The sequence below is a fragment of the Mycobacterium saskatchewanense genome (genome assembly GCF_010729105.1).
Classification (GTDB): domain Bacteria; phylum Actinomycetota; class Actinomycetes; order Mycobacteriales; family Mycobacteriaceae; genus Mycobacterium; species Mycobacterium saskatchewanense.
Map to the genome: position 1 here is coordinate 1,432,575 of NZ_AP022573.1, position 15,040 is coordinate 1,447,614.

Consider the following 15,040-nt stretch of genomic DNA (forward strand, 5'->3'; position numbering starts at 1 on the left):
TGTGCTCCGCCCGGAAAAGCGCGACCGTCGCGGCAATCTCAGCGGTTCTCGCCCAAGAGGGTCAACCCCGAATCGACCAAGCCGCGCCCCTTGCCGTGAAGGCGGTCGTCGGTGTTAGCTCGTGTGGTGTCAGCAACCGACTCCGGCTCGCGATCAGGAGGTGCGCGACCATGCTTCGTGCTGCGTTGATCGCCGCGGCAATCACCATGGGAGTTGCGGGGGCGTCGTTCGCCCGCGCAACTCCATCGACCACCGCACCGTCGCCCGCCCCGACAACCGGGTCAAGCGTCTACTACCCGAACTGCAAGGCCGCCTGCAATGCCGGTGCGGCCCCGATCTACCGCGGACAGCCCGGCTACCGGGAAGGCCTTGACCGCGACAACGACGGCATCGCCTGCGAAGTGTGCCGCTAAGGACTCCGAAGCTGTTAGCGCACAGCGCTTTCCGCCAGATCATCACCACGGCGTCGGCGTGGTCGATTGTGGCCGCCTGCGGGTCGGCGACGCACGCGGTCGGTCCGGGTACGGCGCCCGCAACTCACGCCGTCGCGCAGACCACGTCGGTCGGCCCGACTGTTTCATCAACCGCGCCCACCACCACGCCACAGTGCGTCGGACTGTCGATCTGTCCGCCGCCGCCGCCGGACGCCGCGGGCAACCCGGCGTGCTATTACGCCGACGGCTGGCGAGCCGGCACATCCGGCGGCGGGATCGAGGTGTGGTATTTCCGCGAGCCGCAGAGCCCGTCCAAAGCCGACAAGGTGACGGTGACGGTTCGCCGGAAAGATGGCACCACGCAGTCGCAGGACGCGAGCATCGACGCGGGCCAGCAGGTGCATCGCTTCGAATTTCTAGACACCCCGCAGGCGTCGGTCGACGAGGTGTTGCTGGTGAGCAGCGCCGGCCGCTGCTTCGTGATTGGCCCCGGTGGGTGACTCGCGGTTTCGGTGGCTCTACTGACCGGCGATCACCGCCCCACCCCGGAAACCGCGGCGTGGATCGCCGACCTCATCCGCAGCCTGCAACGGCGCCGACAGCATGCTCAGCGGGCTGACCGGTGTGCTGGACGTTGCGCTGCGCGAGTACCCGCTGGTCGCCGAGCACTTCGCCTCCGGTTTCTGAGCCGACCGCCCTATCGAGGCAGCGGCTCGCCTCGCGTCTCGGGCGCCAGCGGTATGACAATGAGCCCGATGGCGAAGGCGACGGCCGTCAGCGCAACGGGCAGGCCCAGCGTGTGGGTGCGCAACACCGCCGCCCCAAGGATGAAGTTCACTCCTGCGCCGACGAACCGGCCGAATGATGTGCAGAACGCAAACGCCGTCGCTCGCACGCGCGTCTCGAACTGCTCGGGCAACCACAGACTGAAGAGCGCGAAGTTGCCGCCGAAGAAACCGAGCACGAACAGCCAGGCGATGAACGGCGCGAGTCCGTGCGGTAGGTAGTACGCCCACCCGAAGCTCCCGGTGATCGACACCGCCATCCCGGCGAAATAGATCGCGAGTGTCTTTCGCCGGCCGAATCTTTCGGCCAGCACCGGCAAAACCACACACCCGAGGATCGTGCCGATCGACAGCAGGCCGGTGGCCCACGACGCCGTCCTGGTCGCTCCGTTCTTGTCCAGCCCCGCGTTGTGCGCCAACTGGATCACGGCCGACGGCTCATAGACGGTGCCGGCCCACAGGCCGACGATCGCGATCGTCACCAACGCACAGGCCACCCAGGTTCGGCGCCGGTAGCGCGCCCCGAGAATCTCGCGCAGCGGCTTCACGTGGACTCGCGGCCCCGCCTCGGCCTGCTGCCACTTCTCGGTTTCCTGCACCCGGGTGAGGATCATGATGGCGACGAAGACCGGCACTGCGCCCGTCAAAAACATTGCCCGCCAACCGAAATGCACGCCGACGGTGTAGTTCAGCGCAGCCGCCAGGAAGAATCCGGCGTAGTAACCGGTCTGCAGGTAGCCCGCACCCATCTTGCGCCGGTCCTCCGGCCACGCCTCGGCTACGTACGTGCCCGCCAGCGCCCACTCGCCACCGATGCCGACACCCGCCACGAAGCGGAAAATCGCCAGTTGCCAGACGTTTTCCGCCGCCGCGGAGAGCCCGGTGAAGATGGCGAAGGTGAAGATGGTCGCAGCAAGCACCTTGGTGCGCCCGAACCGGTCGGCGAGCGGGCCCCACACGAAGGACAGCCCCCAGCCCACCAGGAACAGGGCGAACAGGATGGAGCCGGCGAGCCCGACATGGGCCGGCGTCGCGGTGAAACCCGAACGCGGCAACAGTTCGGTGAGTGCGGGCGTCAGCACGAGTGCGTAGATGAACGAATCCATCCCGTCGAGAGTCCAGCCCGTCCACGCACCCCAAAAGCCCGCGATCTGAGAGCGGTTCAGCGGTGTACGGGTTTTGGGCGGGCTCGCCTTCGTCGATTGCGTCGTTGCACTCATCTTGCCTCCAATGGCCCTTTGAGTCGGTGGTGACGACCGCCCGGGATCGCTTACCTGCGAGGGTGTTTACGGATTACGCCTGTGGCGATGCGTCACATTGTATATAATATAGTGATGAGCGTAACAGGCCCTTCGTCGTCGGACAATGCTCTGGCCGTCTTGCCCGCCGCAGTATCGCTAGCCGAGCGGGGCAGCACGTCGCGGTTGATCGCTAACGCGCTGCGAGCGGCGATCGTCGACGGCAGCCTCCCACCCGGCGCGCCGCTTCGCCAGGACGCCATCGCGCGGCATTTCTCCGTCAGTGCGATCCCCGTTCGCGAGGCCTTGCGGCAGCTCGAAAGCGAGGGCTGGGTCAACGTGGAGATGAACAAGGGGGCTACCGTCGCCCCGCTGTCCGCCGACGAGGCGCGCGAGATCTACGAGATACGGGCCGCCCTGGAAAGCCTCGCCATCGGGCTGGCGATACCCGCTCACACACCGCAGTCGCTGCGGCGCGCGGACGAGCTGTGCAAGGCGGCCGCGGCCGAGACCGAACCGTCGCTGTACGTCGCCCGAAACGAGGCGTTCCACACGAGCCTCTACGAGCCTGCCGCGCGGCCCCAACTGCTCGCGATGATCGGGATGCTACACGAGCGCAGCGAGCGCTACCTGCGCCTGAAGTTCGGCTTGCCGTCATACAAGCGCGACTCCGACCGCGAGCACGCGGCACTGCTCAAGGTTGTGCGTCGGGGCGACATGGAGTCGGCCCAATCTCTGGTCAGCAAGCATCTCGTCGGCACCGGCGAGCTGCTTTACCGCGTGCTGCGCGAGGATCCCCAGGCCATCGGCGCTGCCGCGGCCCCGGCACGGAAGCCGCAGGGGTAGATCAGCGCTGCAGCGGCCGCCGGCTGACCGGGGCGGTGAAGCCTTCGGTGTCGTCGAAGAACGCCCACCGCCCGTCGTCATCGACCTCCATCCGCCAGCCCAGTTCGGAACTACCCGCGACGGTGTCGACGAACCACCCGTGGGCGGCCTCCGCGCTGGCAAAGTTCTTCGATGCGACAACCCGGCCGTGCGGGTCGATAACTCGAAACTGAGCCATGGGATGTGATTATCCCTGCTGAACGCCTTTCAATCGCCCCAACCGCACGTTTGCTAGCGAACAGCCGACGCGGCGCGTCCGGCAATCGGCGGTCCTACACCGTGCGGGCCAGGCGCTCGGCGAGCAGCTCGGCGAACCGGGCCGGGTCTTCCAGCGCGCCCCCCTCCGCGAGAAGCGCTGTGCCATAAAGCAACTCCGCGGTTTCGGCGACGGCGGGGTCGTCGGCGCGGTCTCGATGTGCCTGGCGCAGGCCGGTGACGAGCGGATGATTGGGGTTCAGCTCCAGGATCCGCTTGCCGACCGGAACATCCTGCCCGGAGGCCCGGTAGAGGCGGGCGAGGGCCGGGGTGATCCCGAAAGCGTCGGTGATGAGGCAGGCCGGCGACTCGGTCAGGCGGGTGGACAGCCGCACTTCCTTGACGTGGTCGGCCAACGTCTCCTTCAACCACGTCAGGAGGTCGGCGAAGTCCTTCTGCTGCTCTTCGCGTTCGGCCTCGCTGGCCTCCTCCTCGGCGCCCAGGTCCACCTCGCCCTTGGCGACCGACTGCAGCGGCTTGCCGTCGAACTCGCTCACCACACCCACCCACACCTCGTCGACGGGGTCGGTGAGCACCAGGACCTCGTAGCCCCGGGCCTTGAACGCCTCGAGGTGCGGCGACTTCAGGATCTGCTGACGCGTCTCACCGGTGGCGTAGAAGATCTGGTCCTGGCCCTCCTTCATGCGCCCCACGTACTCGGCGAGGGTGGTGGGCTCCTCGTCGCTGTGCGTGGTGGCGAACGAGGAGATCTGCAGCAGCGTCTCCTGATTGTCAGTGTCCGACAGCAAACCTTCCTTAACGACTCTGCCGAACTGCGTCCAGAAGGTTCGGTAATCTTCCGGCCGCTCGGACTGCAGGTCCTTGATGGTGGAGAGCACCTTCTTGGTCAGCCGGCGGCGGATGGCCTTGATCTGCCGATCCTGCTGCAGGATCTCACGAGATACGTTGAGCGACATGTCCTGCGCGTCGACGACACCCTTGACGAAGCGCAGGTACTCCGGCATGAGGTCCTCGCAGTCGCCCATGATGAACACCCGCTTGACGTAGAGCTGGATGCCGGTTTTCGCGTCGCGGTTGAACAGGTCGAACGGCGCGTGGGAAGGGATGAAGAGCAAAGCTTGATATTCGAACGTGCCCTCGGCCTTCATCGCGATGATCTCGAGCGGATCGTCCCAGGCGTGCGCGATGTGCCTGTAGAACTCCTTGTACTCCTCGTCGGAGACCTCTTCTTTGGGTCGCGCCCACAGCGCCTTCATCGAGTTGAGCGTCTCGGTCTCCGTCGTGACCGTCTCCTCGCCGCCCTCCTCCTCGGCGGGGATGCGCCGCTGGACCTCCATGCGGATGGGCCAGGCGATGAAGTCGGAGTACTGCTTGACCAAGCCGCGCAGCTTCCAATCCGACGTGTAGTCGTGCAGCTCGTCCTCGGCGTCCTCGGGCTTGAGGTGGAGGGTGACCGCCGTGCCCTGCGGGGCGTCGTCGACGGATTCGATCGTGTAGGTGCCCTCGCCGCTCGATTCCCAGCGGGTGGCCTCGCTCTCCCCCGCCTTGCGGGTGAGCAGCTCGACCTTGTCGGCGACCATGAAGCTCGAGTAGAACCCGATCCCGAATTGGCCGATCAGCTCGTCGGACGCGCCCGCGTTCTGGGCGTTCTTGGCCTCGCGGAGTTGCTGTCGCAGTTCGGCCGTGCCCGACTTGGCCAGCGTGCCGATCAGGTCCACGACCTCGTCGCGCGTCATCCCGATGCCGTTGTCGCGAATGGTCAGAGTGCGCGCCTGCCTGTCCACCTCGATCTGGATGTGCAGATCCGACGTGTCGACGTCGAGATCCTTGTTGCGCAGCGCCTCGATCCGCAGCTTGTCCAGCGCGTCGGAGGCGTTCGAGATCAGCTCCCGCAAGAACGAATCCTTATTGGAGTAGACCGAGTGGACCATCAAATCCAGCAGTTGTCGTGCCTCAGCCTGAAACTCCAAGTGCTCGACACGCGCGTTCATGCGATTCCCTTCATTTCCCGTCAGGACTTGACGTCCCCAAATTTACCCAGTCGTTCAAGCCCGGCGACCGCCACCGCCGACACCCCCGGCCGTACCCTGGACAGATGTCTGTTGCTCAGCGCGAACGCGCCGCCCTCGTCGACACCATGCGCGGCGTCGGGCCGGACGCGCCGACCCTCTGCGAAGGTTGGACGACGCGGGACCTGGCAGCCCACCTCGTGGTCCGCGAGTATCGCCCCGACGCGGCACCCGGGATCCTGATTCCGTTCTTCGCCTCTCACACCGAGAAGGTGCAGAACGAGGCGGCCGAGCGCACCGACTGGGACGAGTTGCTGACCAAGGTCGCGTCGGGCCCGCCGCTGTACTCGCCGCTCAAGCTCCTCGACCCCGTGGCCAACGTCGCCGAGATGTTCATCCATCACGAGGACGTGCGGCGCGCGCAGCCGGACTGGGAGCCACGCGTGCTCGAACAAAAGCTGGTGGCCATGCTGCGCCGCACGCTCCCGCTGATGGCCCGGCTCACGCTGGCCAAGGTTCCCGGTCGAGTGGCATTGCGCACTCCCGAAGGCAAAACCGTCCTGACCGCCGGGCGAGGACCGGCGGTCACGGTGACCGGCCTGCCCGAGGAGTTGCTGCTGTTTGCCGTCGGGCGCGAGGCCCGCGTCGACTTCGAGGGCGACGCGGCGGCGGTGCAGGCGGTTCGCGACGCACCCAAGGGCCTATAGCCCCGGCGGGGTCAGCCGAACGCGGTGCGAAGATCTTCGGCCATGGTCGTCGGCGAGCTGCACGAGGTTCGGCTCCCGCCGCGCCGCGCGGACGATCAAGTCCCAGTACGTCGCGCCGCCCGGCGCGTCCTCAGCCAACTAGGGCACCGAGCCCGCCGAGGGCGGATTGAACCCGGGCTGCGCGATGGCGACGGACACGCACGCGCCGACGGGTCCCGTCCCGTCGACCAGGACCGCCGAGCCGTTGGCCACCCCGTCGTGGCTGGAATGAGTCAGCGAGGCCAGCCCGAGGTAGGGACCTCGAGGGAGCCGGCTGAGCGTGAGGGTGTAGTCGACATTGATGAACTGCAGCCCGCCGGTACCCCAATTGGCGATCGAGGCGGTGATATCGGCGGCCATCGCCGCTCGGGCGAAGGGGGTGAGCGCTTCGCCGTCGATCAACGGGCGCGTTTCGTGCAGCCAGGTGTATTTGGGCCCCGGTGCGTGGCCCCAGGCGGGGTCGGGGTTCTGGATCTCCGATCCCCAACCGTAGGTTCGCAGGAACAGCGTGGGGTGCGATCCGTCGTCGGTCACCGGGAGAGGTGGCATCCGCACCTCGTGCGACCACACGTGACCCTCGGGCTGGGGGCCGCGCCGCAAAAACAGCGCGCTCGCGCGCGCGACCGGGGTGCCGCCCTGGACGATGACGGCCTCGACGAGCCGCAGTCGCCGCCGGTCGTGGTGCACGGTGGTGCACACTTCCATCGGCTCCGGTGCGGTCGGTCGGGGCAGGTCGACCGTCAATCGGGCGGGCTGCAGCTGCGGGTCGTCCACCGCGCGCTCGACCGCCCACCCCAACAGCCCGCCGACCACGTGACCGCTAAGCGACGGGCCCCATCCCCCACGCGCGACTTCGGTTGGGACAAAGCGGTTTTCGTCCCGCCAGAAGTATGGCGGCTGCCCTGTGGGGTGGACTTCGTCGGCCACGGTGTTCGGCTCAGTCAATGCACGACCTTTATGAGACCCAATGAGAACGGCAACTGTAGATGTTACAGTTCGCGACCCTGTGCCCCGGCGGCTCCCGCTGTTCGGGGCAAAGCGTTTGCCCCAGAACGGCGTTCGCGGGTCCCGGACGTCAGCCGATCGCCGCGCCCACGAGGTGACCGATCGCATAGGTGATCGCCAACGCGAGGCCGCCGCCGATCACGTTGCGGACCACCGCCCGGCCCTTCGGCGCCCCGCCCAGGCCCGCGGACACCACCCCGGTGACGACCAACGCCATGAGGACCGCGACGACGGTGACGGGGATCCGCCAAGCCGTCGGTGGCGCCAGGATCGCGATCAATGGCAACAACGCGCCGATGGAGAAGGCGAAGGCAGAGGACAGGGCCGCCTGCCATGGGTTGGTCAGCTCATCGGGATTGATGCCGAGCTCCACCTCGGCATGGGCAAGCAGCGGGTTGTGGTCGGTGAGCTCCTCGGCGACGGTGCGCGCGGTCGCCGCCGTCAGGCCCTTGGCCTCGTACAGCGCGGCGAGCTCGTCCAGCTCGGCCGCCGGGTCGTCGTGCAATTCCCGCCGCTCCTTTATCAGCAGCGCCTTCTCGGTGTCACGCTGGGTACTGACGGACACATACTCCCCCAGCGCCATCGACACGGCGCCGGCGACCAGCCCGGCGCTTCCGGCCGTCAAGATCGGGCTGCGCAGCACCGTTGCCGCGGCGACTCCGACGACGATGCCGGCCGTGGAGACAATTCCGTCGTTGGCGCCCAGCACTCCCGCGCGCAACCAGTTCAACTTCGACGACACCGACCCCACGTGCGGTTCGGCGGGGTGCGACGTATTAGACACGTTAGACACGCGGAAACCATATCCATCCCGAAAGCGGTCGACCAGCAAACCAAGCCTTGCCAAAGGTGGTCTAGCTGCACAGTTGCGATGGCGCCGGCGGGCCGGACGCGTGCGGCCGCTTTCGGTGTGCAGCCACGGCTTTCGGTGTGCGCCGTGGGCGGGCCCGCCCGGCCTGTCGTCGCCTTCAGCGCACACCAGAGTGCGTGTTTGCACGGTCGGCGGCGCGGCCTTCGGTGACCCCAATCACAGTCTGGGGCGCCAGATGTGGGCGAACCAAACGTTTCGCATGGTCCGTTCAAAGGCTATCCATAGGCGACCTATATAGCGTCAGCTGCGTAGGGGGTCACGTGTCTACAAGCTTCCTAATAGATAGGTGAGGACCATGAAGTTGAAGCAATTTGTCGGGGGGATCACCATAGCCGGCGCGTTGAGCGCCGCCGCCCTGGGCGTGGGCGCCGGTTCGGCAGCGGCCGCGCCCGGCGGGCTGCCTTCGGCGCCAGGTCATGGCGCCCCGCCCGCAGACTTCCACGCTCCGACCGCGCCGGGTCCCGGTGGACCTGGCGGGCCCGGACCCGGCGGTCCCGGTGGACCTCCGGGTGGGCCCGGCGGGCCCGGTCATCCGGGCGGACCTGGCGGCGCCGGGCCAGGCGGGCCCGGTCATCCGGGCGGACCCGATGGCCCGGGCGGGCCGGGCGGGCCCGGTCATCCGGGCGGACCCGATGGCCCGGGTGGGCCCGGCGGTCCGGGCGGGCCTGGTCCGGGAGGCTGGCATGGCGATCCGCACCGCGGATACTTCCACAACGCCCCATGGGGAGACGGGCCCGCGCCGTGGGGCCCGGGTGAGCCGCCAAGGCCGGCCTGGGACAGGCCGCTACCGCCGCCCGGCGGCGCGTGGGGCTATGGCCCGATCAACTACTACGGCTACCAAGAAACCCCCGTGTGGGATCCCGGATTCAACCAATGGGGCTTCTGGTTCTTCGGGGTGTGGATCCCGCTGTAAAGCGGCCTAAAGCTAGTTCGCAGGACGGCCGCCTCGCCGAATGGTGAGGCGGCCGTTGTGCGTCCACACCTGATCCGCGTGGGACTTTTGGCCTTCGCCCGTGGGCCCTATGCCATGCAAAAGCCGTGCTCTCCGGCCCTCGTCTGTGTTGTCTCGATCGCGAAACAATGAGGTCACGAATTGCGTTGGACCATGCGCTGTCGAGCTGGTGATCAGAAGGGACCACAATGTCGAAGGCCCTGGCGAAAGTCCTACACACCGCCGCGGTATTGCTTGTCGTCGCATCGGGCGTCTGCGCCTTCGCAGCGCTGGTCGCGGGGTCGCCCCTGCAATTCGGAGTGGCGCTGGCCCTCTGCGGCGCGGGTTGGATCGCCGTCGACTACATCGAACGCGCGATTGACCGCCGACGGCGCGCAATCCCGGCCGTCCGGGTCAACCCCGGGTACGGATCGGTGCGCGTGGTGTATGTCGGTGGCCCCAAGGCGCGTCCGTTCGTTGGACCGGCGGCGGCGCCCCGCATTCGGCGAGAGCCCGTCCGGGTTTCCTGACGGCTTCTACTCCTTGGCGCCGACGGTGATCAGGTCGGACACGATCCGAGTCCAGACCGGCCGCGCAATGCGGTGCTGATCGCGGACCGCGAATCCCGCGCCCTCGAACAACACCCGCATCTCGGCCGGCGACGGGTTATGTTGCGGCTTCCACCGATTCGCGCCGGAAGGTTGCAGCGCCGCTTGCCGCGTGCTGAGGGCCGCCACGGCAACCAGACCGCCGGGCGCCAGCACCCGGTGGAATTCCCGCAACGCTGCGGGCTGGTCGAAGAAGTGAAATGCCGAGGTGGTCACGATGGCATCCAGCGCGCCGTCGCCGAACGGGAGCTGCTCGGCCGGGCCGCGCAACCACGTGACCCGATCCGACCTCGCGCGCGCCTGAGCGAGCATGCCGTCGGACATGTCAACACCGTACGTCTCGTCCGGGTGCAGCTCCCGCTCGATCCGGTCGCTGAGAATGCCTGTGCCGCAGGCAATATCGGCGATGCGGCGAGATCCGTGTGCGCGCAGCGCGGCGATCACCTCGTCGTGCGGGGGACGGTAGATCCACTGCTGCAGGACCGGGAGGTCGTAGACCGGGGCAAGCAACCCGAACAGCCGGGTGACCGCGTCGTTGAGCCCCCGGCGCGGCGCCGTCATTTGGTCAGTGTCGCGCTGTAGTAAACGGTGTCGGCCATGGACACGGAGTCATGGAGTCGTGGGATCTCGGCGAGACCGTTGTCGGCCAGCAACTCCGACATCGGGGCGCCGACCGTCTCCCATCCCAGGCCCTGCAGGTAGGCGGCGACGTCGTTGCGGTCGCCCTCGTAACCGAGGTTGGAGAAGTCGAGCTCGAAACCGTGCTCGCGCCATTTGTCGCTGGCCTTCTGCATCACTTCCCGGGCCCGTTCCTGGTCCGCCTCGGGGATGTTCGGGACCGCCTCGCACGCGAGTCGGCTGCCGTCGGCGCTGAGCGCCGTGATGTTGTCCAGCAGCCGGTCCTGCGCCTCCGGCGGCAAGTAACCGAACAGCCCCTCGGCGATCCACGCGGTTGGCCGCGAAGCGTCAAAACCCGCTTCGGACAACGCTTTCGGCCAGTCATTGCGCAGGTCGACGGCGACGGTGCGCAGTTCGGCCCGCGGTGCCACACCCAGGTCGGCCAGCGTGGTCGTCTTGAACTCGATCACCCGCGGCTGGTCCACCTCGAACACCGTCATGTCTGCGGGCCACGCCAACCGGTAGGCGCGGGCATCCAGGCCGGACGCCAGGATCACCGCCTGACGAATGCCTGCCCGGGTGGCCGCTTCGAAGAACGTGTCGAAGAAACGCGTCCGCGCGGCCATCACGTCGGGCATGTGCTCGAGCTTCCAGGGGGCTTCTTCGGCGTCGACGTCCGCGCCGACGAGGTCGCCCGTGGCCCAGCGGGTGAAGAAGTCGACGCCGACCGCGCGCACCAGCGGCTCGGCGAACGGATCGTCGATCACGGGGCTGTCGGCTTTAGTGGCGATCGCCCGGGCGGCCGCCACCATCGTGGCTGTCGCGCCGACGCTACTGGCCAAATCCCATGTGTCGTTGTCTGTGCGTGGCATGCGCCTGCTCTCCAAATCGGAAGTCGGAATACTTAGCCAGTATAACGACCGGGGCCGCATCCCTAGTTCCGGCGTCGCCGCGCTCACCGCCATTTGTTCGGCCCGGGATTGCCGCGGTGGTCGTGATCCGCGGCGGCAGAACCCGACACTCGGCGCGATCTCGGCGGTGCGAGTGTGAACGGCTACCGCGGCCCGGGGCCGCCCGGCCCACCGGGCCCCCCTGGGCCGCCCGGGCCACCGGGACCACCCGGTCCTCCGGGGCCGCCGGGTCCACCGGGCCCGTTTGCCGCGGGAAGCCAGAACTCGCACTGATTCGTGTTGGGGTTCCAGACCCAGCCGGGAGCACAGTTGTCGGCCCGACTGATCGCCGGCGCCGCCAGTCCCGTCGCCGGCAATACCCCCAACACCAAAGCGAAAACCCCGAGTGCGCAACGTCGTCGGTGACGCATCGTGCCTACCCCACTTCCGTATCCAACCGATTTCGTCATTTTCCGCCGACGAGCCCGTTCGCGTGCCGAAATGGCGACGCCGCCGAGTCAGACGACCAATTCGAAAATCGGGATGACCCGGTCGGTGCGCTCCTGGTACTCACCGAACCCGGGCGCGCGCTCGACCACGATCGGATAAATCGAATCCCGCTCTGCGCGCGACACTTCCCGGGCGGTCGCCGGCTTGGGACCTTCCGCGCCGATTTCCACCGTCACGTTGGGGTGGGCGCGGAGGTTGTGCACCCATCCGGGATTGCTGTCCCGGCCAGCCGCGGAGCCGACGATGTAGATCTTGCCGCCGATGTCGAAACATGCGACGGGGTTCACCCGCTGGGCACCGCTTTTCGCCCCCGTCGAGGTCAGCAGCAGCAGCGGGAAACCCTCGAACTGACCACCGACTTTGCCGCCGTTGCGGCGGAATTCATCGATGTTCTGCTGATTGAAATCGCGTTCCGCACCCAGGTCGCTCATTCCGCCATCGTGGCACGCCAACGCTGGGCCCGACAATCCCCGCACGACCTGCGCAGGTTACCCGCGACGGCTACCTTCGCGATGGTTGTGACATCGGTCTCTTTGCGAAGTCCCCCTGGCGGCCAACGTTTTTTCCACCCTTGGTCCGGGGAAGGCCTAAAGACACCGGTCCGTTCCCCAACTTCAGGAGAAGGCCTCCTCATGCCCAAAGCGATCCCGCTTCAAAGCGCAACCCACATCGCCCTCAACGTCGCCTGGGTGGTGGTCGCCCTGGTGATCGCCTACGCCGTCGGTGTGGCGTTGTCGTGGGTATTGCAGCGGATGAAGGGCCGCAGCGCAATGGTCAACGACATCGATGTGCTGACGCGGCCTCCGGTGCGGGCGACGTTGATGGTGATCGCCACCAATGCCGCGGTGCACCACGCCGTTGCCTCTAAGTCCGAGTGGCGCGGCCCGGTCGACCACGCCTTACTGATCGCGGGGCTGGCGACCAGCACCTGGTTGGTCGCCAGCCTGGTCTACGTGGCAGAGCGGCGCGCGATCGCACGCTTCGCCGGCGGTGACACCGGCATGAACGACGCGGACCGGCACCGACGCAAGATCCGGACGCAGATCACGGTGCTGCGCCGCCTCGTTGTCGCGATCGTCGTCGTCTTCGGGCTGGCCGCGGTACTCGAGACGTTCCCGGCCTTCAGCAACATCGGCAGGACGCTGTTCGCCTCGGCCGGTGTGCTGTCTGTGGTCGCCGGTCTGGCCGCCCAGACCTCACTAGGCGCCGTCTTCGCCGGGATCCAGATCGCCTTCTCGGACGCCATTCGGGTGGGCGACGTGGTGGTGCTGGAGAACGAATGGGGCCGCATCGAGGAAATCACCCTGACCTATGTGGTGGTGCACCTTTGGGACGAGCGGCGGCTGGTTTTGCCGTGCACATACTTCACCAAGACGCCGTACCAGAACTGGACACGCAACGCCACCGCCCTGCTCGGGACGGTCGAACTCGATGTCGACTTCACGGTGCCTGTGGATGCCATGCGCGCCGAGCTGGATCGATTGCTCCGGGCCAACGAACGGTGGGACGGCCGCGTCGGCGTCCTACAGATCACCGACGCCGTGGACGGCTACGTGCGCGTCCGGATGCTCGTGAGCGCCGCGGATGCAAGCACCCTTTTCGACCTGCGTTGCGACGTCAGGGAGGGAATCGTCAAGTGGCTGCAGCGCACGCAGCCCGGCGCCCTGCCACGGCAGCGCATCGAGGCCGCGCACCGGAGCCACGGCCAGGACAGCGCCGTGCCGTCCGGCGCGCCGCGCGCGGATTCCGCGTTGTTCGGTGGCAGCCCGGAGGCCGACCGGCGGGGACGCGTCTTCGGCTGCCCGGACGGCGACGACTCGCACACCGACGGCCGGGAATTCGCCCGCGCGCGGGCCGACGGTGGCTAACCGGACCGACCGCCGAAATTGCCGTGAGGGTCGCGGTTCGCCGCGGGTCGCGACCATCGCAGCAGTCTCGGCGTGAAGCGCACCGCGCCGTTAGCGCGGTTGACGATCAGCCAATCCGGGTATGACTTGGCCAGTCATTTGTGGTGTCCGCTTCCGCAGGAAGGAAGTGATCGCCGATGGTCGGCTGGCTGGACAGACTGCAGCGACGCAACCGCGCCGTCGGGGTGATCATCGCGGTCGTCTACAAGTACCTCGATGATCAGGGTGGCTATTTGTCCGCCCTGATCACCTATTACGGATTCGTGTCGCTGTTCCCGATGCTGCTGCTGCTGACCACCGGCCTCGGCGTTGTGCTCGCCGGACGGCCTGCTCTGCAACACGAGGTATTGCAGAGCACGCTCAGCCAGTTCCCCGTCATCGGCGACCAATTGCACCAGCCCCAGGGGCTCAGCGGGGGGACGGTGGCCGTGGTGGTCGGCATCGTGGGGGCCCTTTACGGCGGCCTGGGGGTCGGGCAGGCGGTGCAAAACGCCATGGACTCGGTGTGGACCGTGCCGCGGAACAAGCGGCCCAACCTGATTCGGTCGCGGGTCCGCAGCCTGCTGCTGTTGTTGGTGCTGGGCTCGGCGGCGCTGGCGGCCACCGTCGTTTCGGCGGTGGGCCAGGCGACAGGGTCGCTCGGCGTCGGCGGCAAAGCTGGCCTCGCGCTGGCCGCCGTGGCGATCAACGCGTTGATCTGCCTGGTGGCGTTCCGGGTCACCACCGCCCGCGAACTCACCTACCGTCAGGTCGTGCCGGGGGCACTGGCGGCGGCATTCGTTTGGCAGATCCTGCAGTGGTTCGGAGCGGGCTATGTGCGCCACACGGTGAAGAGCGCCAGCGCCACCAACAGCGTCTTCGCGCTGGTGCTCGGATTGATGGCGTTCCTGTTCCTCGTGTCGTCGACCCTGGTGCTGTGCGCGGAGATCAATGTCGTTCTGGTGGAACGGCTTTACCCGCGGGCATTGCTCACGCCCTTCAGCGACGACGCCGACCTCACGGCAGCCGACCGCAAGACATATACCAAGAAGGCCAAAGCCGAACGGGTGAAAGGCTTTCAGCGCGTCAGCGTCAAGTTCGGCGACCTCGCCCGGAAAACGGGCCGGGCGCGGGTACCGACCACCCGCACCCGGCCCGCCGGTTGATCAACCCCGCCCCGTCTGCTTCTGCAGCTCTTCGATGAGCGCCGACGCCTCCGCCTTGGTCATCTCGTCGGGCACCTCCCGTCCGGCCTCCTGCGCCAGCGTGTGGACGTAGCTGCGCTGGGGGCCGGTCATCGGTTCGTCGCCGGTCACCCACTCGGAGCGGTCCTTCTCGGGGGTTTCTTGGGGGGCTTGTCGTGTGTTGTCGTCCATGTCTGTCACCTCCGCACCGAGGGATATCCATC

General features: G+C 67.5%; 17 protein-coding genes. 8 read left to right on the plus strand and 9 right to left on the minus strand.

The features are described 5' to 3' along the window. Positions 1-170 precede the first annotated feature (170 nt). Positions 171-413 carry an excalibur calcium-binding domain-containing protein gene (locus tag G6N56_RS29580; RefSeq protein ID WP_085258528.1) on the plus strand — a complete coding sequence of 81 codons (243 nt, stop codon included), beginning with the start codon at positions 171-173 and terminating at the stop codon, positions 411-413. Continuing rightward, a complete protein-coding gene (locus tag G6N56_RS06685) occupies positions 404-934 on the plus strand; it encodes a hypothetical protein (protein WP_142280858.1) in 531 nt (176 codons plus the stop codon). Before G6N56_RS29580 ends, G6N56_RS06685 begins: the two co-directional genes overlap by 10 nt. Before the next feature lie 197 nt (positions 935-1,131). Here the strand turns inward: G6N56_RS06685 and G6N56_RS06690 are convergent, their stop codons facing one another. After that, complete coding sequence (locus tag G6N56_RS06690) at positions 1,132-2,325, minus strand: MFS transporter (protein WP_197746658.1); 1,194 nt, start codon at positions 2,323-2,325, stop codon at positions 1,132-1,134. Positions 2,326-2,553: 228 nt separating this feature from the next. On the opposite strand from G6N56_RS06690, the gene G6N56_RS06695 reads away from it, so the two are divergent. Continuing rightward, a complete protein-coding gene (locus G6N56_RS06695; protein ID WP_085258526.1) occupies positions 2,554-3,303 on the plus strand; it encodes a GntR family transcriptional regulator in 750 nt (249 codons plus the stop codon). A gap of 1 nt (position 3,304) precedes the next feature. Here G6N56_RS06695 and G6N56_RS06700 read toward each other — a convergent pair whose 3' ends face one another. Further along, entirely contained in the window at positions 3,305-3,520 is a 216-nt protein-coding gene (locus G6N56_RS06700; protein WP_085258525.1) for a hypothetical protein, read from the minus strand. Positions 3,521-3,614: 94 nt separating this feature from the next. Further along, positions 3,615-5,549: a molecular chaperone HtpG gene (gene htpG / locus G6N56_RS06705; RefSeq protein ID WP_085258524.1), complete on the minus strand. Its 1,935-nt coding sequence runs from the start codon at positions 5,547-5,549 to the stop codon at positions 3,615-3,617. A 104-nt stretch (positions 5,550-5,653) separates the two neighbouring features. On the opposite strand from htpG, the gene G6N56_RS06710 reads away from it, so the two are divergent. Next, positions 5,654-6,274, plus strand: coding sequence for a TIGR03085 family metal-binding protein (locus G6N56_RS06710; RefSeq protein ID WP_085258523.1), 621 nt, complete (start codon positions 5,654-5,656; stop codon positions 6,272-6,274). A 138-nt stretch (positions 6,275-6,412) separates the two neighbouring features. Here G6N56_RS06710 and G6N56_RS06715 read toward each other — a convergent pair whose 3' ends face one another. Then, positions 6,413-7,258: an acyl-CoA thioesterase domain-containing protein gene (locus G6N56_RS06715; RefSeq protein ID WP_085258522.1), complete on the minus strand. Its 846-nt coding sequence runs from the start codon at positions 7,256-7,258 to the stop codon at positions 6,413-6,415. Between the two features lie 130 nt (positions 7,259-7,388). Beyond that, the gene (locus G6N56_RS06720; RefSeq protein WP_085258625.1) at positions 7,389-8,102 is read right to left on the minus strand and encodes a VIT1/CCC1 transporter family protein; all 714 of its coding nucleotides are present in this window, start codon (positions 8,100-8,102) and stop codon (positions 7,389-7,391) included. Between the two features lie 382 nt (positions 8,103-8,484). On the opposite strand from G6N56_RS06720, the gene G6N56_RS28535 reads away from it, so the two are divergent. Both G6N56_RS28535 and G6N56_RS06730 read left to right on the plus strand, forming a co-directional pair. Continuing rightward, the gene (locus tag G6N56_RS28535; RefSeq protein WP_163645091.1) at positions 8,485-9,102 is read left to right on the plus strand and encodes a chitin-binding protein; all 618 of its coding nucleotides are present in this window, start codon (positions 8,485-8,487) and stop codon (positions 9,100-9,102) included. A gap of 227 nt (positions 9,103-9,329) precedes the next feature. Further along, on the plus strand, positions 9,330-9,650 hold the full coding sequence (locus G6N56_RS06730) for a hypothetical protein (RefSeq protein WP_085258521.1): 321 nt from the start codon (positions 9,330-9,332) through the stop codon (positions 9,648-9,650). Positions 9,651-9,656: 6 nt separating this feature from the next. Here the strand turns inward: G6N56_RS06730 and G6N56_RS06735 are convergent, their stop codons facing one another. From G6N56_RS06735 to G6N56_RS06750, 3 genes are all read right to left on the minus strand, one after another. Further along, the gene (locus tag G6N56_RS06735; protein WP_085258520.1) at positions 9,657-10,289 is read right to left on the minus strand and encodes a class I SAM-dependent methyltransferase; all 633 of its coding nucleotides are present in this window, start codon (positions 10,287-10,289) and stop codon (positions 9,657-9,659) included. Then, a complete protein-coding gene (locus tag G6N56_RS06740) occupies positions 10,286-11,218 on the minus strand; it encodes an SAM-dependent methyltransferase (protein WP_085258519.1) in 933 nt (310 codons plus the stop codon). Before G6N56_RS06740 ends, G6N56_RS06735 begins: the two co-directional genes overlap by 4 nt. Before the next feature lie 536 nt (positions 11,219-11,754). Continuing rightward, entirely contained in the window at positions 11,755-12,177 is a 423-nt protein-coding gene (locus G6N56_RS06750) for a nitroreductase family deazaflavin-dependent oxidoreductase (protein WP_085258517.1), read from the minus strand. 201 nt (positions 12,178-12,378) lie between these two features. Here G6N56_RS06750 and G6N56_RS06755 point away from each other — a divergent pair, with 201 nt between their 5' ends. Together G6N56_RS06755 and G6N56_RS06760 are read left to right on the plus strand one after the other, a co-directional pair. Further along, entirely contained in the window at positions 12,379-13,614 is a 1,236-nt protein-coding gene (locus G6N56_RS06755; RefSeq protein ID WP_085258516.1) for a mechanosensitive ion channel family protein, read from the plus strand. Positions 13,615-13,790: 176 nt separating this feature from the next. Further along, positions 13,791-14,798, plus strand: a complete 1,008-nt coding sequence (locus tag G6N56_RS06760; protein ID WP_085258515.1) for a YihY/virulence factor BrkB family protein — start codon at positions 13,791-13,793, stop codon at positions 14,796-14,798. Here the strand turns inward: G6N56_RS06760 and G6N56_RS06765 are convergent, their stop codons facing one another. After that, positions 14,799-15,008 (minus strand): DUF3072 domain-containing protein, encoded by a 210-nt coding sequence (locus G6N56_RS06765; protein ID WP_085258624.1) that lies wholly within the window; start codon positions 15,006-15,008, stop codon positions 14,799-14,801. It lies immediately after the preceding gene. Positions 15,009-15,040 lie beyond the last annotated feature (32 nt).

Excerpts from the sequence above, each read along its gene's own strand:
- G6N56_RS29580 (WP_085258528.1), top strand. The coding sequence starts at position 171 with ATGCTTCGTGCTGCGTTGATCGCCGCGGCAATCACCATGGGAGTTGCG.
- G6N56_RS06690 (WP_197746658.1), bottom strand. The coding sequence starts at position 2,325 with ATGGATTCGTTCATCTACGCACTCGTGCTGACGCCCGCACTCACCGAA.
- G6N56_RS06695 (WP_085258526.1), top strand. The coding sequence starts at position 2,554 with ATGAGCGTAACAGGCCCTTCGTCGTCGGACAATGCTCTGGCCGTCTTG.
- G6N56_RS06700 (WP_085258525.1), bottom strand. The coding sequence starts at position 3,520 with ATGGCTCAGTTTCGAGTTATCGACCCGCACGGCCGGGTTGTCGCATCG.
- htpG (WP_085258524.1), bottom strand. The coding sequence starts at position 5,549 with ATGAACGCGCGTGTCGAGCACTTGGAGTTTCAGGCTGAGGCACGACAA.
- G6N56_RS06710 (WP_085258523.1), top strand. The coding sequence starts at position 5,654 with ATGTCTGTTGCTCAGCGCGAACGCGCCGCCCTCGTCGACACCATGCGC.
- G6N56_RS28535 (WP_163645091.1), top strand. The coding sequence starts at position 8,485 with ATGAAGTTGAAGCAATTTGTCGGGGGGATCACCATAGCCGGCGCGTTG.
- G6N56_RS06730 (WP_085258521.1), top strand. The coding sequence starts at position 9,330 with ATGTCGAAGGCCCTGGCGAAAGTCCTACACACCGCCGCGGTATTGCTT.
- G6N56_RS06735 (WP_085258520.1), bottom strand. The coding sequence starts at position 10,289 with ATGACGGCGCCGCGCCGGGGGCTCAACGACGCGGTCACCCGGCTGTTC.
- G6N56_RS06740 (WP_085258519.1), bottom strand. The coding sequence starts at position 11,218 with ATGCCACGCACAGACAACGACACATGGGATTTGGCCAGTAGCGTCGGC.
- G6N56_RS06750 (WP_085258517.1), bottom strand. The coding sequence starts at position 12,177 with ATGAGCGACCTGGGTGCGGAACGCGATTTCAATCAGCAGAACATCGAT.
- G6N56_RS06755 (WP_085258516.1), top strand. The coding sequence starts at position 12,379 with ATGCCCAAAGCGATCCCGCTTCAAAGCGCAACCCACATCGCCCTCAAC.
- G6N56_RS06760 (WP_085258515.1), top strand. The coding sequence starts at position 13,791 with ATGGTCGGCTGGCTGGACAGACTGCAGCGACGCAACCGCGCCGTCGGG.
- G6N56_RS06765 (WP_085258624.1), bottom strand. The coding sequence starts at position 15,008 with ATGGACGACAACACACGACAAGCCCCCCAAGAAACCCCCGAGAAGGAC.